The sequence below is a fragment of the Rathayibacter sp. VKM Ac-2754 genome (genome assembly GCF_009807095.1).
Lineage (GTDB): Bacteria > Actinomycetota > Actinomycetes > Actinomycetales > Microbacteriaceae > Rathayibacter.
Genome location: NZ_WUCC01000001.1, coordinates 355,397 through 379,528 on the forward strand (window position 1 = coordinate 355,397; position 24,132 = coordinate 379,528).

The window sequence follows — 24,132 nt, forward strand, 5'->3', positions numbered from 1 at the left end:
CACCGGCCGGCTCTGGATGACCGGCGTGCACTGGTTGACCTGCGTCAACTATTGACCGAGAGCAACTATATAGCCCGGCTCGCCTGTTTGGCGAGGGGTGCGCGAAGTCAGTGCGTCGTGCTGCGGCGGCGGAGCAGCACGACCGCCACGACGACGGCGATCAGCAGCACGACGACTGAGGCGATCCCGAGCGGAGACCCGGCCGCGGCGCCGATGACGGCCCAGAGCACGGCGAAGCCGACGGTCGCGTAGATCAGCGCCCAGGCCGCGCAGCCGGGCAGCATCGCGAGCAGGTAGACGAGGAAGCGCATCCGCGAGGCCCCCGCCGCGGCGTTGAGCACCGTCTGGAACCCCACGGTGAGGAAGCTGAGCGTGACGGCCGGGGCGCCGTAGCGCGCGAGAAGCGCCGAGGCCCGCCGCATCGCCGGCGACTCCAGCCAGCGGCCCCCGCGGCGGGAGGCGGCGCCGGTCACGATCGCGCGCGCCGCCCAGTACGTCGCCTGCGCGCGGAGGAAGACGATGACGAACAGCGCCGCCAGCAGCTCCACGAAGCCCAGCTCGTCCAGGAACGCGGGCACGCGCCTCCCTCCGGCTCGGTCGGATGTCTGAGGCAAGGCTACCCTTGCCTCCGAGCGTCGCCCGCTCGCTCACAGCATGCTGGTCGAGTAGCCCCGCAGGGGCGTATCGAGACCCACCAGCGTCAGACGAGCGGTCTGCAGACCTCGCCTTCTGACGGAGGTGGATCTCGATACGGCCGCTCCGCGGCCTACTCGATCAGCGAGGAGGGACCCCGCTCAGGAGGTCGCTTCTCCTGGGCGACCCACCAGCGTCAGGCGGGCAGTCCGCACAGACCTCGCCAGCCAGTCAGCCCGCTGGTCGAGTAGCCCCGCAGGGGCGTATCGAGACCCACCAGCGTCAGACGAGCGGTCTGCACACCTCGCCTTCTGACGGAGGTGGATCTCGATACGGCCGCTCCGCGGCCTACTCGATCAGCGAGGAGGGACCCCGCTCAGGAGGTCGCTTCTCCTGGGCGACCCACCAGCGTCAGGCGAGGAGTCCGCACAGACCTCGCCAGCCTCCCCATGCTGGTCGAGTAGCCCCACAGGGGCGTATCGAGACCCACCAGCGTCAGACGAGCGGTCTGCACACCTCGCCTTCTGACGGAGGTGGATCTCGATACGGCCGCTCCGCGGCCTACTCGATCAGCGAGCAAGGCGTCCGCCGACCCTCCCCGCCTATCCTCGAGCCATGGACAACATCGATCGGAAGATCCTCGATCTGCTGCGCCTGAACGCCCGCGCGGGCTACGGCGACATCGGCGGGGTGGTCGGTCTGTCCGCCTCCGCCGTGAAGCGCCGCGTCGACCGCCTCGTGGCCGACGGCGTGATCCGCGGCTTCACGATCAAGGTCGACCCGGCGGTCGACGGCATGAGCACCGAGGCGTACGTCGAGCTGTTCTGCCGGGGCACCGTCGCGCCCGACGAGCTGCGCCGCATCCTCTCGGCCGTGCCAGAGGTCGTCTACGCCGGAACGGTCACCGGCTCGGCCGATGCGATCGTGCACATCCGCTCGCGCGACATCCCGAGCCTCGAGCTCGCGCTCGAGAAGGTGCGCATCGCCCCCAACGTCGACCACACCCGCTCGGCGATCGTGCTGTCGCGGCTCGTCCAGCGCGGGGAGTCGTGACGCCCTAGTGCGAGCGCCCCGCGACCACGTCGGCGAGGCTCGCGAGCGGTGACGTCGTCGGCCGGCCCCGCTCCTCCGCCCGGTCGGCGAGGCCGTACGCGGTGTAGAGCGTCTTCACGGCCAGCCAGCGCAGCGGCTCGGGCTCCCACCGGCGGACGCGGTGGTCGACCCAGGGCAGCTCCGTGAGCGGCGTCCGCTCCCCCGGGCCGAGCTCCTGCAGAACCAGGTCCCGGAGGGTCCGCCCCGCCAGGTTGGTCGCCGTCACACCGGTGCCGACGAACCCGCCCGCCCAGCCGAGGCCGGTGGCGCGGTCGAGTCCGACCGTCGCGTGCCAGTCGCGCGGCACGCCGAGCACCCCCGACCAGACGTGCTCGATGCCGACTCCGCGCAGCACCGGGAAGAAGCGCTCGAGGATCTCGCGCAGCATCCCGACCGTGCGCGGATCGGTCGCACCGTCGTCGTCGATCCCCGAGCCGAAGCGGTAGGGCACTCCGCGCCCGCCGATGGCGATGCGGTCGTCGGCGGTGCGCTGCGCGTACATGTAGGCGTGCGCGAAGTCGCCGAGCGTCTCGCGCCCCGCCCAGCCGATGGCGTCCCAGACCTCGGCCCCGAGGGGCTCCGTCGCGACCAGCGACGAGTTCATCGGCAGCCACTCCCGCTCGTGGCCGGCCAGCCGGGCGGTGAACCCCTCCGTCGCGCGCAGCACGAATCGGGCGCGCACGCTCCCCCGCGCGGTGACCGCCACCCCGGCCCGGATCTCGTCGACCCGGGTGTCCTCGTAGATCTCGACCCCGAGCGCCTCGACCGCGCGGGCGAGCCCTGCTGCGAGCTTCGCCGGGTGGATGCGCGCGCAGTGCGGGTGCCACATGCCGGCGGAGGTGCCGCTCACCGCGATCCGCGCCGACGCCTCCCGCGCGTCGAGCAGCTCGACGTCGGTGTGCGCCCGGGCGCGGGCGGCCGCCACCGTCGCCTCGAGGCGGGCCTTCTGCGCGTCGCCGCGGGCGACCTGGAACTCGCCGCCCTTCACGATGTCGGCATCGATCCCCTCGGCGAGCGCGACGGCGATCACCTCGTCGACCGTCTCGTTCACCGCGACCTGGAAGCGGCCGACCGTCTCGGGACCGTGGCTGCGGGCGTAGGAGGAGACGCCTCCGGTGATCTCGTTGGTCAGCCAGCCGCCGTTCCGGCCGGAGGCTCCGAAGCCCGCGAAGCGCTCCTCGAGGATCACGACGCGCAGCTCGGGCGCCGCCCTCTTCAGGTAGTACGCCGTCCAGAGGCCGGTGTAGCCGGCGCCGACGACGCAGACGTCGACGTCGATCGACTCGGGGAGCGACGGGCGCGGCTCCGGTCGCCCGAGGGAGGACCACCAGAACGAGACGTCGCCGTTCGTGAGCTCCGTCACTGCCCCGCCTTCGCCTTGATCTCGTCGAAGATCGCGATGACGTCCTGCGTCGCGCTCGTCATCTGGCTGTAGACGAGCTTCGACATCCGCTCGTCGTCGATGAAGATCAGATCGGGACGCTCCACTCCCGCCGCGGTCGCCGCCTCCTCGATGCCCTCGACGCCGGTGTTGTAGCCGATGTAGGCCAGCTCCTTCAGCGACGCGTCGGGCTCGAGCACGTAGTCGATGAAGGCGTAGGAGGCGTCCTCGTTCTCGGCGCCCTCGACGATGGCCCAGTTGTCCTGCCAGAGGTTCGCGCCCTCCGACGGCCAGACGAAGCGGTAGCGCTCGGGGTCGGGGTTGCTCAGGATGCCCAGGCGCGCATCGCCGTTCCAGGCGTGCATCAGCGTGCGCGCCGACGCGCTGACCGACTGGCTCGAGTACGACTCGAAGGCCTGCACGTGCTGGGCGATGTTGTCGAGGTAGTAGCTGCGGAACGCGGCGAGGTCGTCGGGGTCGGTGGTGTTCGGATCGATCCCGTTCGCGAAGAAGTAGGTGTACGAGACCTCGCCCTGGTCCTCCATCAGCGAGAAGCTGCCCGAGGCCTCGTTCTGCGCGGCGTCGAGGAAGTCGGCCCACGAGGTCAGCTCGCGGGTGATGACGCTGGTGTCGTAGACGTAGCCGGTCGAGCCCCAGTCCTTGCAGACGCTGTATTTATTACCCGGGTCGAAGGGGGTGTCGACGACCGCGGAACTGAGGTTGGCGAAGTTCGGGATGCGCGAGAGGTCGAGCTCCTTGATCAGCCCGGCCGCGCCCATCTCTGCCACGTACGAGTGCGTGGGCACGCAGATGTCGTAGCCGCTGGTGCCGCGGGCGGTGCCGAGCTTCGCGGCGAGCTCGGAGTTGGAGCTGTACGAGTCGACGATCACCGACGGGCCCTGCGCGGCCGTGAAGTCGGTCAGCGTCGCCGGATCGTCGTACTCGCCCCAGGTGTAGATGCTGAGGCTGCCGCCTCCGGAATCGCCGCCGCCGCCGGACGGGCTCGCGCACGCCGCGAGGCCGAGGGTCGCGGCCGCGACCGAGCCGCCGAGGAAGGTGCGCCGCGCGAGACGGGACTCGAGGGCGGAGGGGACGAGCGCGCGCAGGGGTCGTGAGGAGGACATCGCTTCTCTTCTCGGTAGGCGGTGCGGGGAGGTGCGGGAATCAGGCTCGGTGCACGATCTCGCCGCCGACGATCGTCGCGCTGACCCGGGCCAGCCCGATCTCGCTCATCGGCCGCTCGAACGGGTCGCGGTCGAGCACGACGACATCGGCCGCGAGCCCGGGAGCGAGGGTGCCGGAGGCGTCCTCGTCGTGGTTGAGGTACGCCGTGCCGGCGGTGTGCGCGGCCAGCGCATCGGCGAGCGAGAGGGCCTGCTCGCCGAGGAACGGACAGCGGAAGCTCCCGTCGGCGGAGACGTTGGCGCGGTTGACCGCCGTGTGCACGATCTCGAGCGGGTCGGCGGTGCTGACCGGCCAGTCGCTCCCGGAGGCGAGGGCGGCACCCGCGCGCGACAGCGACCCGAACGGGTACTGCCGCCGCGCGCGCTGCGCCCCGAGGAAGGGGATCGTCAGCTCGTCCATCTGGCGCTCGTGCCGCGCCCACAGCGGCTGCATGTTGGCCACGACGCCGAGCTCGGCGAAGCGCGGCACGTCGTCGGGGTGGATCACCTGGATGTGCGCGAGCGTGTGCCGCAGGTCGGAGTCTCCGTTGGCGGCGCGCGCGGCGGCGATCGCGTCGAGCGCCTCCCGCACGGCCCGGTCGCCGAGCGCGTGGTAGTGGATCTGGAAGCCGAGCGCGTCCAACCGGATCGAGATCTCCTGCAGCGACGTCGGGTCGACGAAGCTCTTGCCCGCGTTGCGGGTCGGGCAGCCGCACTCGTCGAGGTAGGGCTCGAGCATCCCGGCCGTGAAGTTCTCGGCGACGCCGTCCTGCATGATCTTGACGCTCGTCGCGCGGAACCCCGCGGCCGCCGCCCGCTCGCGCTTGGCGACCAGCTCGTCGATCTGCTCGATCCCGCGCCCGCGGTCCCACCACAGCGCGCCGACGACGCGGGCCTTCAGCGCCCCGGAGGCGGTGAGCCGCAGGTAGGAGTCGAGCGTGTCCGGCACGTCGTTGGTCGCTCCGACGATCGCGTCCTGCCAGCCGGTGACGCCCCAGGCGAAGAGGCGCTCCTGCGCGACCAGCATGGCGTCGTCGAGGTCGTCCTCGGTGGGGAGCTCGATGTGCCGCGCGACGATCTGCATCGCCCCCTCCTGCAGCGTGCCGAGCGCGTGCCCGTCGCCGTCGCGCTCGATGCGGCCGTCGGAGGGGTCGGGAGTGGAGTCGTCGATCCCGCCGATCGCGAGCGCCCGCGAGTTCACCCAGGCGCCGTGGCCGTCGCGGTTGGGGAAGTACGCCGGGCGATCGGGCACGATCTCGTCGAGCTCGGCCGCGGTCGCCAGTCCGCCGGGGAACGAGTCCATCGACCAGCCACCGCCGACGATCCACTCGAGGTCGGGATTCGCCGCCGAGTACGCGGCGATCGCCCCGCGGTACTCCTCGCGCGTCGTGTAGGGCGTGAGGTCGCACGAGAGGATGTCGAGGCCCGCGTGGTGCGGGTGCACGTGGCTGTCCTGGAAGCCGGGCAGCACGAGCCCGCCCGCGGCGTCGAGCGTCTCGACGCCCTCCGGAGCCTCGCCGCCGATCGCGGCGATCAGGCCGTCGACGAGCAGCACCGGCTCCTCGACGACGCCGGCCGGGGTGAGCACGTGCCCGCCGGTGATCAGGAGGGAGGTCATGAGGTCGTCCTCTCGGAGGTGCTGTAGACACGGGTCCCGCCGACGAAGGTCTCGAGCACGCGGGTCTCGCCGATCTCGAGCGGGTCGTGCGCGAAGGGGTCGCGGTCGAGCACCGCGAAGTCCGCGTCCTTGCCGACCTCGATCGAGCCGCTCACCGCCTCCGCGCCGTTCACCCAGGCCGAGCCGGCGGTGTACGCGGTGAGGGCCGTCGCGAGGTCGATCCGCTGCTCCGGGAGGAACACGTCGTACTTCCCGGCCGCCCCGCGCTCCGAGGGGGCCGAGAGCCGGTTCACGGCGACGTGCATCGCCGCGAGCGGGTCCGGGGTCGACACCGACCAGTCGCTGCCCGCCGCGAGCACCGCGCCCGAGCGCTGCAGGTCGCCGAACGGGTACTGCCACGCCGCGCGCTCCTCGCCGAGGAACGGCAGGGTCAGCTCGACCATCTGCGGCTCGAGCGCCGCCCACAGCATCTGCAGGTTCGCCGCGACGCCGAGCCGCCGGAACCGCGGCACGTCCTCGGGGTGCACGACCTGCAGGTGCGCGAGGTGGTGCCGGTTGCCGCTGGGGCCGTTCGCGGCGATCGCGTGCTCGACCGCGTCGAGGCACTCGCGCACCGCCCGGTCGCCGATCGCGTGGAAGTGCACCTGGAACCCCGCCGCGTCCAGCAGCGGCACGGCCTCGTTCAGCACCGCCGGGTCGACCATCGAGAGCCCGTCGTTGTGCGTGTGCGCCCCGTGGCCGTCCAGGTAGGGGTCGAGCATCGCCGCGGTGAAGTTCTCGGCGACGCCGTCCTGCATGATCTTGATGCTCGTCGCGGCGAAGCGGCCCGCCGTCCACTGCTCGCGCTTCTCGATCAGCTCCGGGATCTGCTCGACGCCGCGCGCACGGTCCCACCAGATCGCGCCGCGGACCCGCGCGGTCAGCTCCCCCGCCTCCGCCGCCCGCACGTACGCCGGGCCCGGGTCGCCGACGTCGCCGTAGGAGCCGATGATCGCGTCCTGCCAGCCGGTCACTCCGTGCGAGTGCAGGTAGCGCTGCCCGAGCAGCAGCGCCTGGCGCATCTGCTCGTCGGTCGAGGCGGGCAGGAGGCGCCGCACCGCCTCCATCGCCCCTTCGTGCAGGGTGCCGGACGGAGTGCCGTCGGGGAGCCGCTCGATGCGCCCGTCGGCGGGATCGGGGGTGTCGCGGTCGATACCGGCGAGTCGCAGGGCGGCGGAGTTGACCCACGCGCCGTGCCCGTCGGCGTTGGTCAGGAAGGCGGGGCGGTCGGCCACGACCGCGTCGAGCGCCGCCGCGGTCGGGGTGCCGCCGGGGAACGCCGACATGCTCCAGCCGCCGCCGAGGATCCACTCCTCGTCGGGGTTCCGCGCCGAGTAGTCCGCGATCGTCGCGAGGTAGTCGCCCGATGTCGCTCCGTCGCCGACCCAGCAGCGCATCATGTCGAACCCGCCCCAGACCGGGTGCACGTGCGCGTCCTGGAAGCCGGGGACGAGCATCCGCCCGCCGAGGTCGACCACCTCGGTGCGCCGGCCGATCCAGTCGGAGGCGTCGTGTCCGACGGCCGCGATCCTCCCCCCGACGACGGCGACCGCGCTCGCGCGGCTGCGCACCGCGTCGGCGGTGAAGACGGGGCCTCCGGAGAGGACGAGGTCGGCGTGGGGCATGGCGGTTCCTTGTCGAGAGAGGGGTTCAGCCGCCCGCGAGCGTCTTGGCGATCTGCGAGGCGGAGTCGCCGGCGCGGCGCAGCACGAGCGCGACGGCGGCGAGGGCGATCAGGGTCAGCAGCAGCATCACGGTCGACACCGCCGCGATCTCGGGCCTGAGCCCGCTGCGCACGGCGCTCAGCACGTAGACCGGCCACGGGGTCGACCCCGACACCTGCACGAACGCCGCGATCACCGTGTTGTCGAGACTGAAGGTGAAGGCGAGCAGGCCGCCCGCGAGCACCGCGGGCATGGCCAGCGGGAAGGTGACGCGCCAGAAGGTGCGCATCGGCGTCGCGTAGAGGTCGGCCGACGCCTCCTCGAGCTTCTCGTCGAGGCCGATCAGGCGGGCGCGAACGAGGTACGAGACGACCGCCACGGCGAAGAGCGAGTGCCCGACGACCAGGCGCGCGGTGCCGTCGTTGAAGACCGACAGCCCGAGATCCTGCCCGAGGAACACCAGCCACGGCAGCAGCGCCACCGCGTCGACGATCTCGGGCGTGACCGAGACCAGCAGCAGCAGGGTGATGAACCAGACCGCCCAGCGGCCGGGCCGTCGGGCGAGGGCGATGCCGGCGAGCGTGCCGAGCAGCGTGGCCAGCAGGGCCGCGATGAGCCCCGTCCGGATCGACACGATCACCGCGCTCTGCACCGCCGGCTTGTTCAGGATCGTCGCGAAGGCGTCGAACCCGAAGCCCTCCCACGCCACGAGCAGCCGCCCGGTGTTGAAGGACGAGATCACGATCACGATGATCGGGAGGAAGAGGAAGACGAAGACCGCGGTGCTCCAGACCGCGAGGCCGACGTCGATCGGCGAGCGGCGCCTCCGGTGCACCTTCACGTCGCTCATGCGCCGTCCCCCAGTCGGAGGCGCGCACTGCGCCGCAGCGGCAGCGTCACGGCCCACACCAGCACGCCCGCGAGGGCCGCCGTCACCAGGATCACGACGATCAGCAGCACCGCCATCGCCGAGCCGAGCGCCCAGTTCTGGCCGACCTGGAACTGGCTCGCCACCATCTGGCCGACCATGTTGCCCTTCGCGCCGCCGAGCACGGTGGCCGTGATGTAGTCGCCCATCAGCGGGATGTAGACGAGGAGCGTGCCGACGATGATGCCGGGACGCGCCAGCGGCAGGGTGATGTCGCGGAAGGTGCGCCAGCTCGACGCCCCGAGATCCCCGCTCGCCTCGCGCAGCGCCGGCGCCACCCGGTCGAAGGCGACGTAGAGCGGCAGGATCATCAGCGGCAGGTAGTTGTAGACCACGCCGAGCAGCACCGCCGGTCGCGTGTAGAGCAGGTCGATCGGGCCGGGGATGACGCCGATGGCCTGCAGCGCCTGCGAGAGCACGCCCTCGGGAGCGAGGATCACCTGCCAGCCGATCGTGCGGACGAGGAAGTTCGTCCAGTACGGCACCATGACCAGCGCGATCAGCAGACCGCGGCGGTTCGGAGCGGCCTTGACCGCCATCCAGTAGGCGACCGGCAGCCCGATCACGAGGCAGAGCACCGTGCCGAGGACGCCCACCCAGAGGGTGTTGGCGAAGGTCTGGAAGAAGGTCGGCGAGAACGCCTCGACGTAGCGGTCGAACGAGAGCACATCGTTGGCGTGCGTCCCGAAGACGCCCGGCTTGTAGCCGAAGCTGAACCAGACGACCTGCAGGACGGGCGCCACGAAGAACACCACGAGCCAGAGCCAGGCCGGCACCGCGAGGGCGAAGGGCAACCGCGGCCCGCGCCGCCGGGCGGGGAAGTCGATCGGGCGGGTCGCCGTGCTGAGTGCGCTCACGCCCCCGCGGCCGCCTTGACCTTGTTGTAGACGTCGAGCGTCATCTGATTGGTGACGGTGCCGGTCTGCATCGTGGCGACCGTCTCCTCCGGATAGAAGATGTAGCCGTCGAGGAACTCGAGCTGGGCGTCGCGGGCGAGCGTCTCGATGTCGAGGGTGCCCGTGTTGTACCCGATGTAGTCGAGCTCCTGGATCGCGTTCGCGGGGTCGAGCACGTAGTCGATGAACGCGTGCGCCGCCTCCGGGTGCGGGGCGCCGGCGGCGATGGCCCAGTTGTCCATCCAGAGCTCGGTGGTCGGCGAGCCGAGCACCCACTTCCAGCGCTCCGGGTCCTCGCTGTTGAGCTTGCCCAGGCGCGCGTCGCCGTTCCACGACTGCACGAGCACCTGCGTGTTCTGGGGGATGATCGAACCGCCCGGGTACGACTCGAAGGCCGCGATGTGCGGAGCGATCTTCTCGACCATGAAGGTCTCGGCCGCCGCGTAGTCGTCCTCGGACTCGGTCGTGTAGTCGATGCCGTTCGCCCAGAAGTACGGCGCCACGATCTCGATCGGGTCGTCGAGGAACGACGTCTTGCCGCTGCCCTCGTTCTGCACCGCGTCGAGGAAGTCGCTCCAGGTGACGAGGTCGCGGGTGATCACGGTGGTGTCGTAGGCGAAGCCGGTGGTGCCCCAGTTCTTGCAGACCGTGTACTCGTTGTCGGGGTCCCAGGCCTGCCCGAGGAACTGCGGGTCGACCTTCGAGAGGTTCGGGATCAGGTCCTTCGAGAACTTGGTCAGCAGGCCGTTCTCGATCATCCCGGGGACGAAGATGCCGGTCGGCACCACGATGTCGTAGCCGCTGGTGCCCTTCGAGGCGCCGAGCTTCGAGAGCAGCTCCTCGTTCGAGCTGTAGGAGTCGAGGGTGATCTGCGGGCCCTGATCGCTCGTGAACGCGGCGATGACGTCGGGCGAGTCGTAGTCGCCCCAGGTGTAGATCGAGAGGTCGCCCTCGAGCGCGCCGCCCGTCGCCTCGGGAGCGGAGCCCGCACCGGGCGAGGAGCACGCGGCGAGGAACGCGGTGGCGCCCACGCCGCCGGCCACGCCGAAGAGGCGACGGCGCGAGAGCTCCCGCCGGATGATCGGCACAGCCTGGGCGGGAGCGAGGATGTTCACGGGGTGCTTCGCGGTCATGATGTCTCCGAGCTGCTCGAGGGTACGGTCGGCGGCTCGACGTAGCCGGCCGCGCGGGCCGCCTCGTCGAGGGGGAAGAACAGGGTGCTCGCGCTGGTCCAGCTGAGCGTGACGGCGGAGTGGACGGAGAGCGCCGGGGCGTCGGGGGCGGGCCTGCGCACGAGGACGGAGTGCTCGGGGTCGAGGTGCACGAGGTACTGCACCGTCTCGCCGAGGTTCGCGATCGAGAGCACGCGCCCGCTCGCGGTGTCGACGCCGCCGGCCTCCCGCTCGGACGCCGCGTGGATCCGGATCGACTCGGGCCGGATCGCCGCCTGCCGCTTCTCGCCGGGCCGCCCGGCCGCCTCCGTCCCGCTGATCGTCGCGACGGGGGTGACCAGGGCACCGGAGTCGCCGACGACTCCCGCGAGGAAGTTCTGCTGCCCGACGAACGCGGCCACGTAGGCCGAGGCGGGACGGTGGTAGACGGTGTTCGCGTCGGCGAGCTGCTCGATGCGACCGTCGCGCATCACCGCGATCCTGTCGCTCATCGACATGGCCTCGCCCTGGTCGTGCGTGACGAAGACGAAGGTGATGCCGAGCCGCGTCTGCAGCAGCTTCAGCTCCATCTGCATCTCCTCGCGCAGCTGCCGGTCGAGGGCGCCGAGCGGCTCGTCGAGCAGCAGTACGGAGGGGCGGTTCACCAGGGCGCGCGCGAGGGCGATCCGCTGCTGCTGCCCGCCCGAGAGCTGGGTGGGCTTGCGGTCGGCGAAGCCGCGCATCCGCACCATGTCGAGGGCGTCGCTGACGCGTCCGCGGATCTCGCTCTTCGGAGTGCGGCGCTGACGCAGCCCGTAGGCGACGTTCTCGGCGATCGTCATGTGCGGGAACAGCGCGTAGGCCTGGAACACGGTGTTGACGTCGCGCTGGTGCGGGGCCCGGCGCAGCACCGACTGCCCCGAGATGCGGATGTCGCCCGCATCGGGGTGCTCGAAGCCGGCGATCATCCGCAGCGTCGTGGTCTTGCCGCAGCCGGAGGGGCCGAGCAGCGAGAGGAATTCACCCGGCTCCACGCGCAGGTCGACGCCGTCGACGGCGACCGAGGTGCCGTAGAGCTTGCGGACGCCCTCGAGGACGACCGAGCCGGCCACGCCGGCGGGCGCCGCCGAGCCGGTCGTGGGCGGAGTGATGAGCGGGGTCGCTGACACCGGAGAGGGCTCCCATCGGTCGGACGCGCGCGATCGCACGTCGAACTGTGCTTCGCATTCAAGCGCAGATCGGGCGATAAGCAATGGAAACCGTTGTAAACAACGCGTTACGGTTCCCAAAGGGTCCGTGAGTGCCACGGGTCGGCAGCGCTGCGCCGTCCGGTCCGACGACGGAGGGGCCCGGGAGCGTCGGCTCCACGGGCCCCTCGGGGTCGTGCGGGTGGTGCGGTGGTGCTGCGGGTCAGAGCCCCGCGGTCGGGAAGGCCTGCATCATCTCCGAGAACACCGCGGCAAACCACGCGATCGCGATGATGAAGCTGACGACGACGACGCCGATGAAGATCCAGAGCGGCAGCAGGCCGCCTCCGGTCACGCGCTTGACGACCACGCTGCGGCCGATGACGTAGACGTACGGCGCGGCGAGGAAGGCCCAGGCCCAGTGGAACGGCTTCTGCACGCCGGCGTTCTTGAGCTGGCGGTAGTCGAGGAACGCGAAGACGACCTCGCCCGCGTAGATCAGGAAGCCGAGGACCTGCACGGCGCCGAGCCCGAGGAGGTAGCCGGTCGACATGCCCATCGACGCCTGCGGTCCGTAGGTGGAGGCCATCGAGGAGTCGACGATGGCGCTCGGCGAGAGCAGGAAGAGCGACAGCGCCGAGAGCAGAGGGAGGAGCACGACGACCCAGATCCACGGGGTGGAGCTGGAGATGCTCGGGTCGCGCTGCTGCGCGGCGGCGGCGGGCGCGGGCTGGGCGGCGTAGGGCTGCTGGGGCTGCTGGCCGTAGGGGTTCTGGGCCTGCTGGCCGTAGGGGTTCTGCGCGCTGGGCTGCTGCGTGTTGGCCTGCTGGCCGTAGGCGCTCTGCTGGGGCTGCGGCGCGTACGGGTTCTGGGGCGCGTAGGGATTCTGCTGCTGCGGGGCCTGCTGCTCCGGAGCCGACTGGCCCGACGCGGACTGGCCGTAGCTGGTCGCCTGCCCGCTCGAGGTCTCGCCGTAGGCGGGGCGCGCGGGAGCGGCGGGCGGCGTGGGGGCCTCAGCCGGAGGCGTGGGGGCGACCGGCGCAGCGGAGGTGACGGGGGCGACGGGCGTGGTCGCGGCAGGGGCGTCGCGGAGCGAGTCCGTCCACCCGGAGCCGTCCCACCAGCGCTGGCGCGGGGACCCCGCAGGGTCGGGGTACCAGCCCGCTCGCGGGCCCGAGGGTGCGCCGCCGCTGCCGGTCGGATCGGTCTGGTTCTCGTCGGTCATCGCGTCCTCTGCTCCCCTCCGAGCGCTCTGCCCGTGATCACCGTGAAGCGTATCGCCGCGACCTCGCGCGACGCCTGAGCGTCGGCGAAGAGCCTCCGATGAGCCCGCCGTGCGCGCGCCGAGGGCCATGCGGGGCGTGGCACGAACGTGAGCGAATGTCAGTGGTCGCTGATTAGCTTCTCGTATGGAGATGATCGGAAGAGCGGACGCGGTACTCGCGGAGGTGCGGGAGTGCGGTGACGGTGTTGCGGGCGAGGACCGGGCGATGGCGCCGCGGCTGCTCGCGACGGCCGAGCGCCTCTACGCGGGGCATCGCAGGGCGCTCGAGGCTCAGGAGTCGTTCGCGCGGGGGCTGCGCCTCTCGCGGAGCGAGGCGAACGACCTCGCCGAGCGCTCGATCCGGGCCGAGCTGGCCGTCGCCCTCGGCACGTCGGAGTGGGCCGTGTCGCGCCGACTCGAGCACGCGCAGCTGCTCGTCGAGGACCTCCCGCTCACCCGCGCCGCTCTGGCGGGCGCGCGGATCCTCTGGCAGTCCGGCGAGCTGATCTGCCGGACCGCCTCGACCCTCCCGCCCGAATCGCGCGCCACGCTCGACGAGCGTGCCGCCGATGCAGCCCTCACGATGACGCCGACGCAGCTGCGACGCGCGCTCGCGCGGTGGCGGGAGCAGCTGCACGAGCAGCCGCTCACCCAGCGGCACGCCCGCGCACGCGAGGACCGCGCGGTATGGCTGACGCCGGAGGTCGACGGGATGGCGACGCTGACCGCCTGCCTACCCGCTCCGGCCGCTCTCGGCGCCTACCACCGCCTCGACCGCATCGCCCGGAGTCTCCGCGATGGGGACGACGGGCCTGGGGACGAGCGCACCCTCGCGCAGCTGCGCGCCGACGCCCTCGCAGACCTGCTCTGCGACGGGGACATCCTCGGCACCACGCCCGTCTCCGACGAGCAGGCCCCCGCGCCGACCTTCGTTCCCGGGGTGCGCGCGGAGGTTCGACTCACGCTGCCCGCGACGACGGCCGCCGGCCTCGACGACGCCGCCGCCGACCTCGACGGGTACGGCCCGATCCCCGCCGACGTCGCCCGCGCCCTGGTCGATCGCGGCGCGTCCTTCACCCGGGTCCTCACCGACCCGCACACACGGACCGTCACGTCCGTCGGGCGCACCCACCGCGTCCCGCCGGCGCAGATGCGGCTGCACCTCCAGCTGCGCGACCAGACCTGCCGCTTCCCCGGCTGCACCCGCCCCGCCTCCACCGCCGAAGCCGACCACACGATCGAATGGCGCAACGGAGGCGAGACCTCCCTCGAGAACCTCGCGTCGCTCTGCACTGCCCACCACCACGTCCGCCACGGCGACCGCTGGACCTACGTCCTCCATCCCGACGGCACCGCCGACTGGACCACCCCGACCGGACGCCACGTCACCACCCGACCACCCGCGCTCCCCGGCAGCCCACCCGGCCCGAGGTTCACCGACGCACCACCGCCGTTCTGAGTCGGAAGAGCCGGATATCCGCCGAGCTCCGGAGCGGTCCCGTGAATCACCGGCCGCTGAGCGCGCGCTGCGCCCCGCGCCCGCTCCGCGGACTCCGACCCGCTTCGTCCGGGCGCTCCGTCGACCCCGCTCCACCCGTCAGGATGGACGCATGCCCCACCTCCTCCGCGCCCGCGCCGTCCTCTTCGACATGGACGGGACGCTCGTCGACTCGACCGCGGTCGTCGAGACGATCTGGCGCGACTTCGCCGACCGATTCGAGCTCGACCGCGCGATGGTCCTCGGTGCCGTGCACGGCGTCCGCGCCGAGGACAGCGTCCGCCGCTTCGCCCCGGCCGGCACCGACGTCGCGGCCGTCGTCGCCGAGCTCAACGCGTACGAGCTCGAGCACACCGAGGGCACCCTCGAGATCCCGGGGGCCGTCGCCTTCCTCGCGGCACTGCCGCGCGCCTCCGTCGCCCTCGTCACCTCGGCGAGCCCGGCACTCGCGGCCGGCCGCCTCGCCGCGGCGGGCGTCCCCTCCCCCGACACCGTCGTCACCGCCGACGACGTGGCGAACGGCAAGCCGGCTCCCGACGGCTACCTGCTGGCCGCCGAGCGCCTCGGCGCGGCCCCGGCCGACGCGATCGTCTTCGAGGACGCCGAGGCGGGCATCCGCGCGGGTCTCGCCGCCGGGATGCGCGTGGTCGTCGTCGGCGCGCACGAGAGCGCGACGACCGCCGACCTCCCCCGCATCGCGCACTACTCCGACGCCCGCGTCGAGATCGACGGCGACGAGCTGGTCATCGCGCTCGGCTGAGCACCCGGGACGCGGAGGACTCCGTACGGGATCGCCCCGTACTGGATCGTCCCGCACCGGATCACTCAGTACCGGATCGCCCAGTACGGGATCGCCCAGCACCGGATCACTCAGTACCGGATCGCGTCGATCACCTTGACGCGCACGGCGACGATCGCCGGCACGAGTCCCGCGAGAGCGCCGACCAGCGTCGCCGCGCCGAGTCCGAGCAGCGCCGCCTCCACCGGGAACGGCGGGATGTCGTCGATCCCGTTCTGCCGGATCCAGTCGACCGTCCACGGATTGGTGACCAGGATCACCGCGAGGGTGACCCCGACGACTCCCGCGACCACGGTCGCCACGACGCTCTCCATCATGATCGAGAAGAAGATCCGGCCCGAGGACGCCCCGAAGCTGCGGCGGATGCCGATCTCGCGGATCCGCTGCCGCACGGTGACGAGCGCGATGTTGAGCAGCCCGAGGGCGCCGAGCGCGAGCACGAGACCCGCCACCCCGCCGATGACCCAGGTGAGCACGCCGAAGGGGTCGGAGTCGTAGGTCAGGTAGTCCTGACGATTCACGCTGGCCTCGATGCCCGGCCCGAGCGCGGCGGTGACGTCACGGGTCAGGGCGGCGGCGAGAGGCTCGGCGATGTCCAGCGGGACCCACATCTCGTAGTTCGGGGTCTGCGATCCGCCGAGGGCCGGGTCGACCGGCACCTCCAGCTCCGCGTAGGCGTCGGCGAGCATCATCATCGTCGGCTCGGTCTCCCACTGCGACACGGGAGTGACGCCGACGATCACCGCCGTCGTGTCGTGCTCTCCGCCGAGGAGGGTGACGACCGGGTGGGTGCGCAGATCCGGGCTGCCGAGACGCTGCCAGAAGATCTCGCTGACGACCAGGGCGGGGGCGAGGCGGCGCTCGTCGCCCTCGGCGAACCAGCTGCCCTGCTCCATCTCGAGCCGGTGCATCACCGCGTAGGGCTGGTCGACGGCCGTGACCGGCACGTCGACGGCTCCGTCGGCGAACTGCACGCGCGCGCTCCCGTAGGTGGTCCGGCTGGCGTAGTCGATGCCGTAGCGCTCGAGCACCGTCTCCCACGCGGTCTGCAGGGCGGCGTTGTCGACGACCCCGTCGGGGCCGGTCGAGTAGGCGCTCAGGTAGAGGCTCGCCGGGCGTCCGCTCGAGCGCTCGGCCTGCTCGATGCTCGCCTGGCGCGCGATGCCGCCCGCGGCGACGACTCCGGTGAGCGCGGCGACGGCCACGGCCACGCCGATGAGCGAGAGCAGGACCCGGCCCCGGTGGATCCGCAGCTCGGTCCACGCCTCGACGATCGCACCGGCGATGCCGACGAGACCGCCCATCAGAGCGCCTCCTCGACGGCCGCGTGGGCGGGGACCCGGGGCTCCGACGTCGATCCGGACGCCGCGCCCAGCCGGCCGCGGTCGAGCCGGTAGTGCCGCTCGGCGCGGGCCGCGATCGCCGGGTCGTGGGTGATGGTGACGAGCGCGGATCCCGATTCGCGGGCGATCTCGTCGAGCAGGCTCATCACGCTCTCTCCCGTGTCGGTGTCGAGGGCGCCGGTGGGCTCGTCGGCGAGGATCAGGCGGGGGCGGCGGACGAGCGCGCGCGCGATGGCGATGCGCTGCTGCTCGCCTCCGGACATGCGGCCCGGCATCGAGTCGACCCGGTGGCCGAGGCCGACGCGCTCGAGCATGTCGGCCGCGAGCGAGGCGCGCTTCCAGAACTCGGATCCGGTGGCGTAGAGCAGCGGGGTCATCACGTTCTCGCGCGCCGTCCGCCCCTCGAGCAGGTTGAACTGCTGGAAGATGAAGCCGATGCTCCCGCCGCGGATCCGCGCTCTGGCGCGGGAGGACAGGGTCTCGGTCGGGCGGCCCTCGAGCAGCATCCGGCCGTCGGTCGGCTCGTCGATGAGACCGAGGATGTTCAGGAGCGTCGATTTGCCGGAGCCGCTGCGCCCGACGACCGAGACGTGATCGCCCTCGCCCACCTCGAGATCGACCCCGTCGAGGATCGTCAGCGGCGGGGCGTCGGGCAGGGGGACGACCTTGCGGATGCCCTCGAGCCGGAGGATCGTCACGAGCAGATGACCGAGCCGTCGGGGTTCGCGATGCAGTCGCCCTCGAGCGGCACCTCTTCGCCGGCCGCGGCTCCGGGGACGAACTGCAGGAGCAGCGCTCCCTCGTCGATTCCTCCCGTGATCTCGACGTTCACGCCGTCGGTCAGCCCGAGCGTGACCGGCACCTCCTCGGTCGTCCCGTCGTCGGCCTGGCGGTAGACCACGCCCGACTGCGCCGAGCCCTCGACCGCTGTCGTCGGCACCACGAGCACGTTCTCGGCTTTGCCGCCCGCGAGGGTGACGGAGGCGGCGAGGCCCGGGAACACGGTCACCTCGGGAGGCACCTGGCAGCGGAAGCTGGTGCCGCTCCCCGTCGCACCGGTCGCGCCGTCCCCGGCCGGAGCCTCGCCCTCGCCGGCGAGCGGTGTGGTGATCGTGAGCCCGGTGCAGGTGAAGCCGGCCGGCCCTCCTGTGATCGAGACCTGCGCCTCGGTCGGCCGGTCCTGGATCCGGTAGAGCTGCTGCGCGTCGATGGAGCCCGTGACCGCGAAGGTGGGCGGCGCGACCTGGCCGGTGACCTCTCCGACCGTCACGGCCTGGTCGTGGATGACGCCGAGCGCGCTGAGCGTGCCCGAGGTGGGCGCGTAGACGCGCTCGAAGCGCACCGACGGCTCGGGCTGGGTGACGGTGACCGTGCCGTCGGGGTTCGTGGTCTCGACCGGATCGCGCGGAGTCTCGACGCGGATGTCGTAGACGAGATCGCCCGTCGCCACCACGGCACCCTGCGCGATGTAGACGTCGTCGACGGTGCCGGCCGCCGTGGCCTTCATCGGCACGGCCGGGTCGGCGGCGACCGTGCCCTGCAGCGTGAGGTCGTTCGTGATCGTGCCCCGCCCGACGGCGACGGTCGGCTCGGTCAGCTCACCGGTCGGGACGGTCGGATCGGCGTCGGCGCTGCTGTCGGGGAAGAACGCGATCTTCACCAGCGCGATGCTCGCCGCGCCGAGGATGATCATCCACACGATCGGGAACACCCATCGTCGAACCGTGCCCATGCTGTCCCCCGACTCCGCGCCACGCGTTGCTGGCCTCGCCCCCTGGCGCACCGAACGGCAGCCTATCGAGCAGTCGAGCCGCCCCGCGTCGCTCTCGAGGGGGACGGCTCGTGATGACACGGGAGGAGGCGCGCGGGCTCAGCCGCCGAGCTTGCCCACGATCGCCGCGATCCGCCGGGTGCGGGTCTCCGGCGTCTTCGCGCCGCCGACCGCCGTCGCGTGCGCCTTGCGCGCGCTCGGCGCGAGGGCCGCGAACGCGTCGCTCAGACCTGCTGAAGCGAGCGCTGCCGCAAGATCCTCCGGTACGGCGACCTCGCGGGGGGACGTGTCGAGCTCGAGGTCGACCTCGATCGTCTCGCCGCCCGTCAGGCCGGTCGCCGCGCGCTTGTCGGCCGAGAACGAGATCAGCGCGCGGCCTGCCATCGCCCCGACGGTGCCGGCGAAGACGAACCCGTTCACCACCACGCTCACGGCCGGTCGGCGACCGCCCCCGAGCGCGTCGAGCACCTCGGGCGGCACCTCGATGCCGGTGTTGTTCCCGATCCGGAAGAGCGTCGTCGTGAAGCGCATGGCAGGAGACTGCCACGGGCCCCGCTCCGAAGCGAGAGCCCGTGGCGGTCGGATCATCAGAGCGTGCTCGCACCCGACCAGGCACCGAGCTTGCCCTGGCTGTAGGTGCCTTCGCCGGCGGAGGAGGTGATGGTCATCGACCAGCCGGTCGCCGCGTTCACGCCGACGGTGCCGGTCTTCACCCGGAAGGCGATGGGGAAGACGGCGGAGCCGTTGTCGCGGGCGATCAGCGCCGGGTTCAGGAACGACACGAAGGACGTCCCGAGGCCGGTGACGGCGGTCGGTCCGGTCAGGGAGGTGATGACCAGCGAGTTCGCGGGGAGGGTCGGGCCCGAGGTCTGCGCGACCTCGATCGTGATCGTCGCCGCACCGGCGGGGACGTCCTCGGCGGAGGAGTAGTTGAACAGGCGGGCCTGCTTCGGGCCCTGGCCGAGGACGTTCGCCGTGGTGCGCGCCCAGACGAGGTCGGACGCGCCGAGGGCGAACTGCGGGAAGAGGTTGTTCTCCCAGCGCTCGGCCTCGGCGACGGGCTCGGAGGCGGCGGCCTGCGGGGCGGCGATCGCGACGGCGATCGCGGGAGCGGTCCAGGCTCCGGCCGAGACGACGGAGCGGCGCGAGAGGGACGGGTCGAGCGAGGTCATGGAGCTCTTTCTGCGGGAGGGGGCCTCTCGGCGGCGGCCGGAGGCAGGCGCTCTCGGAGTGCGCCGTCTTCGGGTGCCGGCGCACTCCGAGCAGCGCTCCGCACGCTACGGAGGGGCGGTCGGTGCCCGCCTCCGACCGTCAACAAGCGTCTACGTCGACCCGGACCCCCCGTTGACGGGACGGGGGTCAGGCGTCGAGCCTGCCCGCATTGACCAGGTTGGCGAGCTCGACCCGCGAGCCGGCTCCGGTCTTCTCCAGCAGCCTCGAGACGTAGGTCCGGGTCGTGCTGTCGGTCAGCCCGAGCGAGCGCGAGATGGCGGTGTTCGTCATCCCCTGAGCGAGCGCGCGCGCGACGTCGCGCTCGCGGGCCGACAGAGCGACGTCCCGCGGAGCGGGCGCGAGACCCGCGACCCGGCGGACCTCGGCCGCGAACCGCTCAGGCGACGACACCTTCGGCAGGAACGCGTCGGCGCCCGCGACCAGCACCGCCGCCTCCGACTCCGGCCCGATGAACGAGGACATCACGATGATGCGCACCTCGGGAGCCGCGCGCCGCAGGGGTCCGATGACCTCCGGCCCCGACACCGACCGCATCCGCGCGTCCAGGAGGACGACGTCCGGGCGGGTGCGCCGGACCGCGGGCAGGACCAGCGCGCCGTCGTCGATCGCGTCGACCACCGCGACGGCGGGGTCGGTCCGCAACACGTTCCTGAGGGCGATCAGCACGAGCGGATCGTCGTCGACGAGCAGGACTCTGACCGGCGTCGGGGACGACGACGCGGAGTCCTCCGCGGGCGGGATCGACACCGTCGGCCTCCAAGGGGTGCGCGCGCCGCCGTGCGTGCACCCGGCGCGGTGAGGTGGACCGGGAGAGGGGGTGCCGGCGATCCATTATCGTGGCGGAGCGCCGACCCCCGGCGCCCGCCCCCGGAGTACGCCGTGTCCCGTCCCCGCACCCCCGTGCACACCACCCCGTGGCTCGACCGGCGCTCCGCCGGCCCGATCCTCCTGGCCGCGAACCTCGCGGTCGGACTCGCGATCTTCGCGCTCGTCGCCCCTCGACTGCCGCTGTGGAATCTGCTGCTGACCCTCGCGATCGGGCTCGGCGCGATCCTCCCGCTCGGCTGGCAGCGACGACGCCCGCGGACCGCCGGGGTCGCCGCCTGCCTCGGCGCCGCGCTCACCCCGATCGCGACGCCCGCCCTCTGGACCGCGCTCGTGCTCATCGGGCGACGCCTGCCGGCGCGGACGGCATGGCGCTTCGTCGCGGCGGGTGCGCTCGCCGATGCGTTCCTCCTCGGGCTCTTCATCGTCCGGTGGGCACGCCCCGAGATCCTCGGCGCGTCGATCCTCGTCGGGCTGTTCTCGGTGGCCGTCACCGTGACGATCGGCGTGCTCGGCATACTGACCGGCGCGAAGCGGCGCAGCGAGCGCGAGGCCGATCGTCGGCTGATCAGCGCGCTCGACCGGGAGAGGACGGCGTTGGCGCGGTCGCTCGACGCCGAGCGCGAGCGCATCGCCGAGGAGATCCACGACTCCCTCGGCCACTCGCTGACGCTGCTGAGCCTTCACTCGGCGGCGCTGCGCGACCTCGACGGACTGTCGCCGGAGGAGGTCAGGATCCTCACCGAGTCGATCGACCGGCAGACCCGCACGGCGATCGACTCGCTGACGGCCACCCTCCGGGCGGCTCCGGTCGCGGGCTCGACCGAGGCTGCGGCCGATCTCGACCGGCTGTTCTCGGACGTGACCTCGACCGGCCGCGAACTCGATGTGCGGATCGACGGCGACCCCGGCGCACTCGACACCGCGGCGACCGCGGCGCTCGTGCGCTTCTGCCGAGAGGGCCTGACCAACGCGCTCAAGCACGCCGCCGCCGGACCGCTCGTCGTCGCCGTCAGGGTCGACGACGACGGCTCGGTCGTCGCCGCGGTCACCTCACCGGGAGGGGAGGCGACGGCCGGCGCTGCGTCGACGGCACGGGGACTCCGCGGTCTCCGGGAGTCCACCGCGACGCTCGGAGGCGAGGTGGTGCTGACACCCGGTCGCGACCAGACGGTGCTGAGCCTGCGCGTGCCGGCACCCGGCGCGCGCGACTCGGCGTGAGCGGGGCTCGCGTCAGCAGGCGCGCGGGCCCGGGTTCTCGGCGAGCGTCGAGCGGACGGCGTCGACCGTCATCCGCCCCTCCGGGTCGAGCCGAGTGAGCATCCGCGCCATGATGTCGGCGAGCTGACCGATCTGCTCGGGAGCGAGCGGGTCGATCACGTCGGCGAGCACCGTCGACACGTGGCCGGGAGCCGTCTCGACGATCTTCTGCCGGCCCGCGTCGGTGAGGACGGCGTTGGTCGCCCGCCCGTCGGTCGGGCAGGGCCGGCGCTCGAGGTAGCCGCGAGCGACGAGGCGGGTCACGACGTGGGACAGGCGGGGCAGCGTGGAGTTCGTGCGCGTGGCGAGGGTCGTCATCCGCAGGGCGTGGTCGGGCGCCTCCGACAGCATCGCCAGCGTCATGTACTCGAAGTGGGTGAGGCCGGCGTCGCGCTGCAGCTGCGTGTCGAGTGCGCCGGGCAGCAGCTCGACCACCGCGATGAAACGCATCCAGGCGTCGAGCTGATCGGGGGTCAGCCAGCGGGGAGCGGAGGTCATGCTCGGAGTCTACCGAGTGGTTGCCGCGACAAGTAAGGCGCGGGGATCCTCTCAGCCGAACGTCTCGGCGAGGTGGCGGTGCGTGAAGGTGACCGCCATGGCGCCCTCGCCGACCGCGGCGGCGACTCGCTTGACCGAGCCGTGCCGCACGTCTCCGGCGGCGAAGGACCCCGGCACGCTCGTCTCGAGGTAGAAGGGCGGGCGATCGAGCGGCCAAGCGGAGGCGAGGGCCGCGGCGTCGAGGTCCGGTCCGGTGAGCAGGTAGCCGTGCGGGTCGCGCTGGATCGCGGTCTCCGCCGACCAGGCGGTGTCGGGGTCGCCGCCGATGCAGACGAACAGGTTCTCGGTCGCGCGCTCCTCTCGGGCCCCGCCGACCGACTCCTCGATCGTGATGCCGGTGAGGTAGCCGTCGCCGTGCAGCGCGGCGACCCGGGCGCCGGTGCGGATCTCGACGTTCGGCTGCGCGCGGACGCGGGTCTCGAGGTAGGCCGAGAGCGTGCTCGAGAGATCGGGGCCGCGGACCAGCATCGTCACGTGGCGGGCGTGGGCCGAGAGGTTCATCACGGCCTGCCCCGCGGAGTTGCCTCCCCCGACGACGAAGACGTCCTCGCCTCCGCAGCGCATCGCCTCGCTCGTCCCCGCACCGTAGTAGAGGCCGCAGCCGAGCAGCTCGTCCTCCCCCGCGAGGCCGAGCCGTCGCCAGTCGACGCCGGTCGCGCAGATGTTGGCGCGGGCGACGACCGTCGTGCCGTCGTCGAGCCTGGCGTGGATCCGTCCGTCGCGGAACTCGCCCAGCACCCCGCGGCGCATCATCACCAGCTCGGCGCCGAAGGCGACGGCCTGCTGGCGGGCGCGCTCCGCCAGCGTCGCTCCCGAGACGCCGTGCGGGAAGCCGAGGTAGTTCTCGATCAGGCTGCTCGACCCGGCCTGGCCGCCGACCGCCTCGCGCTCGAGCAGGACGACGCGCAGCCCCTCCGACGCGGCGTAGACGGCCGCGGAGAGTCCGGCGGGCCCCGCCCCGTAGATCGAGAGGTCGTACTCGGCGAGGGCGGGGCGCGTCGCCCAGCCGAGCCGCCCCGCGATCTCGGCGAGCGACGGCTCCTCGAGCCGAGCTCCGTCGGGCAGCACCACGACGAGCGGCTCGGAGGCGTCGCGGTCGTCGTGCCAGCGGAAGTCGACGACGCTGCGCGCGAGGAAGTCGCGCACCTCCCACGCCCGCCGGCTGTGCGTCGAGCCGTGCAGCTCGACGCGGTCGACGGGCGCGGAGGCGGCGCTCACCGCCGGTCGCCCCGCTCGCGGTCGCGCTCGAGCCGCTCCTGCCAGTCGGCCGGCACGCGGTCGGCCGGGCCCGGCACGGTCTGACCGGCGGGGTGGCTCTCGGGCGGGGCGAGCGCGGGGCCGTCGGTGTAGTCCTCGGTCCGGTAGTCCCAGAACCAGTCCTCGCCCGGCTCGAAGCTGCGGATGATCGGGTGCCCGGTCGCGCGGGCGTGCGAGGTCGCGTGCTTCGCGAGCGAGTCGTCGCAGCAGCCGATGTGCCCGCAGGCCGCGCACCGGCGCAGGTGCACCCACCAGAGCTGCTCCTGCTCGCACTCGACGCAGCCGGTGCCGCTCGGCGGCACCTCGGGGCGGATCTCGGATCCGTCGGTGACGGTGGAGTGGGGCATGGGACGTGCCTCCGTTCTCGATCGTGAGGAGTGCCGGGCCGTGAGGAGTGTCGGGCGGTGAGGGGTGTCGGGCGGTGAGGAATGTCGGATCGCAGGAGTGTCGGGAGGTGGAGCCGGATCGTCGTCTCCGCGCCTTCCGGTCGTCGCCGGCCGGCCCGACAATTGTCGAATCTAGCCCCGGCGGCGGTCTCCGGGGAGAGGCGATCCGCGCCTCGGCCCCGACCG

Annotated in this window: 23 protein-coding genes; 4 read left to right on the forward strand and 19 right to left on the reverse strand. The window is 72.5% G+C overall.

What is annotated here, in order from left to right; all coding sequences use genetic code 11:
• Positions 1–107: 107 nt before the first annotated feature.
• A complete protein-coding gene (locus GRS92_RS01770; RefSeq protein ID WP_159852708.1) occupies positions 108–578 on the reverse strand; it encodes a DedA family protein in 471 nt (156 codons plus the stop codon).
• A 670-nt stretch (positions 579–1,248) separates the two neighbouring features.
• Between GRS92_RS01770 and GRS92_RS01775 the strand changes: the two genes are divergently transcribed.
• Entirely contained in the window at positions 1,249–1,686 is a 438-nt protein-coding gene (locus GRS92_RS01775; protein ID WP_056037720.1) for an Lrp/AsnC family transcriptional regulator, read from the forward strand.
• Between the two features lie 4 nt (positions 1,687–1,690).
• Here the strand turns inward: GRS92_RS01775 and GRS92_RS01780 are convergent, their stop codons facing one another.
• From GRS92_RS01780 to GRS92_RS01820, 9 genes are all read right to left on the reverse strand, one after another.
• A complete protein-coding gene (locus GRS92_RS01780; protein WP_159852710.1) occupies positions 1,691–3,088 on the reverse strand; it encodes an NAD(P)/FAD-dependent oxidoreductase in 1,398 nt (465 codons plus the stop codon).
• The gene (locus GRS92_RS01785; RefSeq protein WP_159852712.1) at positions 3,085–4,230 is read right to left on the reverse strand and encodes an ABC transporter substrate-binding protein; all 1,146 of its coding nucleotides are present in this window, start codon (positions 4,228–4,230) and stop codon (positions 3,085–3,087) included. The genes GRS92_RS01780 and GRS92_RS01785 overlap by 4 nt, the downstream gene beginning before the upstream one ends.
• 40 nt (positions 4,231–4,270) lie before the next feature.
• On the reverse strand, positions 4,271–5,887 hold the full coding sequence (locus tag GRS92_RS01790) for an amidohydrolase (RefSeq protein ID WP_159852714.1): 1,617 nt from the start codon (positions 5,885–5,887) through the stop codon (positions 4,271–4,273).
• The gene (locus tag GRS92_RS01795; RefSeq protein WP_159852716.1) at positions 5,884–7,551 is read right to left on the reverse strand and encodes an amidohydrolase; all 1,668 of its coding nucleotides are present in this window, start codon (positions 7,549–7,551) and stop codon (positions 5,884–5,886) included. The genes GRS92_RS01790 and GRS92_RS01795 overlap by 4 nt, the downstream gene beginning before the upstream one ends.
• 25 nt (positions 7,552–7,576) lie before the next feature.
• On the reverse strand, positions 7,577–8,440 hold the full coding sequence (locus tag GRS92_RS01800) for an ABC transporter permease (protein WP_159852718.1): 864 nt from the start codon (positions 8,438–8,440) through the stop codon (positions 7,577–7,579).
• On the reverse strand, positions 8,437–9,375 hold the full coding sequence (locus GRS92_RS01805) for an ABC transporter permease (RefSeq protein ID WP_235021762.1): 939 nt from the start codon (positions 9,373–9,375) through the stop codon (positions 8,437–8,439). Before GRS92_RS01805 ends, GRS92_RS01800 begins: the two co-directional genes overlap by 4 nt.
• The gene (locus tag GRS92_RS01810; protein WP_159852720.1) at positions 9,372–10,547 is read right to left on the reverse strand and encodes a polyamine ABC transporter substrate-binding protein; all 1,176 of its coding nucleotides are present in this window, start codon (positions 10,545–10,547) and stop codon (positions 9,372–9,374) included. The genes GRS92_RS01805 and GRS92_RS01810 overlap by 4 nt, the downstream gene beginning before the upstream one ends.
• On the reverse strand, positions 10,544–11,734 hold the full coding sequence (locus tag GRS92_RS01815; protein ID WP_159852722.1) for an ABC transporter ATP-binding protein: 1,191 nt from the start codon (positions 11,732–11,734) through the stop codon (positions 10,544–10,546). The genes GRS92_RS01810 and GRS92_RS01815 overlap by 4 nt, the downstream gene beginning before the upstream one ends.
• Before the next feature lie 241 nt (positions 11,735–11,975).
• Positions 11,976–12,977, reverse strand: a complete 1,002-nt coding sequence (locus tag GRS92_RS01820) for a DUF2510 domain-containing protein (protein ID WP_159852724.1) — start codon at positions 12,975–12,977, stop codon at positions 11,976–11,978.
• 190 nt (positions 12,978–13,167) lie between these two features.
• On the opposite strand from GRS92_RS01820, the gene GRS92_RS01825 reads away from it, so the two are divergent.
• Together GRS92_RS01825 and GRS92_RS01830 are read left to right on the forward strand one after the other, a co-directional pair.
• Positions 13,168–14,475 (forward strand): HNH endonuclease signature motif containing protein, encoded by a 1,308-nt coding sequence (locus GRS92_RS01825; RefSeq protein WP_235021764.1) that lies wholly within the window; start codon positions 13,168–13,170, stop codon positions 14,473–14,475.
• 151 nt (positions 14,476–14,626) lie between these two features.
• Positions 14,627–15,274, forward strand: a complete 648-nt coding sequence (locus GRS92_RS01830) for an HAD-IA family hydrolase (protein ID WP_159852728.1) — start codon at positions 14,627–14,629, stop codon at positions 15,272–15,274.
• Positions 15,275–15,384: 110 nt separating this feature from the next.
• Here GRS92_RS01830 and GRS92_RS01835 read toward each other — a convergent pair whose 3' ends face one another.
• The 6 genes from GRS92_RS01835 to GRS92_RS01860 all read right to left on the reverse strand — a co-directional run bounded on the left by GRS92_RS01835 (position 15,385) and on the right by GRS92_RS01860 (position 20,407).
• The gene (locus GRS92_RS01835) at positions 15,385–16,617 is read right to left on the reverse strand and encodes an ABC transporter permease (protein WP_159852756.1); all 1,233 of its coding nucleotides are present in this window, start codon (positions 16,615–16,617) and stop codon (positions 15,385–15,387) included.
• Entirely contained in the window at positions 16,617–17,354 is a 738-nt protein-coding gene (locus GRS92_RS01840) for an ABC transporter ATP-binding protein (protein WP_159852758.1), read from the reverse strand. Before GRS92_RS01840 ends, GRS92_RS01835 begins: the two co-directional genes overlap by 1 nt.
• Positions 17,351–18,388, reverse strand: a complete 1,038-nt coding sequence (locus GRS92_RS01845) for a hypothetical protein (protein ID WP_235021767.1) — start codon at positions 18,386–18,388, stop codon at positions 17,351–17,353. Before GRS92_RS01845 ends, GRS92_RS01840 begins: the two co-directional genes overlap by 4 nt.
• A 138-nt stretch (positions 18,389–18,526) precedes the next feature.
• Positions 18,527–18,958 carry a YdeI/OmpD-associated family protein gene (locus GRS92_RS01850; RefSeq protein WP_159852762.1) on the reverse strand — a complete coding sequence of 144 codons (432 nt, stop codon included), beginning with the start codon at positions 18,956–18,958 and terminating at the stop codon, positions 18,527–18,529.
• A 56-nt stretch (positions 18,959–19,014) separates the two neighbouring features.
• Positions 19,015–19,599, reverse strand: a complete 585-nt coding sequence (locus GRS92_RS01855) for a hypothetical protein (RefSeq protein WP_159852764.1) — start codon at positions 19,597–19,599, stop codon at positions 19,015–19,017.
• Between the two features lie 187 nt (positions 19,600–19,786).
• The gene (locus tag GRS92_RS01860) at positions 19,787–20,407 is read right to left on the reverse strand and encodes a response regulator (RefSeq protein ID WP_159852766.1); all 621 of its coding nucleotides are present in this window, start codon (positions 20,405–20,407) and stop codon (positions 19,787–19,789) included.
• A 132-nt stretch (positions 20,408–20,539) separates the two neighbouring features.
• Between GRS92_RS01860 and GRS92_RS01865 the strand changes: the two genes are divergently transcribed.
• A complete protein-coding gene (locus GRS92_RS01865) occupies positions 20,540–21,706 on the forward strand; it encodes a sensor histidine kinase (RefSeq protein WP_159852768.1) in 1,167 nt (388 codons plus the stop codon).
• A gap of 12 nt (positions 21,707–21,718) precedes the next feature.
• Here GRS92_RS01865 and GRS92_RS01870 read toward each other — a convergent pair whose 3' ends face one another.
• The 3 genes from GRS92_RS01870 to GRS92_RS01880 are packed head-to-tail and all read right to left on the reverse strand — an operon-like array spanning position 21,719 to position 23,907.
• Positions 21,719–22,243 (reverse strand): MarR family winged helix-turn-helix transcriptional regulator, encoded by a 525-nt coding sequence (locus tag GRS92_RS01870; protein ID WP_159852770.1) that lies wholly within the window; start codon positions 22,241–22,243, stop codon positions 21,719–21,721.
• 51 nt (positions 22,244–22,294) lie between these two features.
• Complete coding sequence (locus tag GRS92_RS01875; protein WP_159852772.1) at positions 22,295–23,521, reverse strand: NAD(P)/FAD-dependent oxidoreductase; 1,227 nt, start codon at positions 23,519–23,521, stop codon at positions 22,295–22,297.
• Entirely contained in the window at positions 23,518–23,907 is a 390-nt protein-coding gene (locus tag GRS92_RS01880; protein WP_159852774.1) for a UBP-type zinc finger domain-containing protein, read from the reverse strand. The genes GRS92_RS01875 and GRS92_RS01880 overlap by 4 nt, the downstream gene beginning before the upstream one ends.
• Positions 23,908–24,132: the final 225 nt, after the last annotated feature.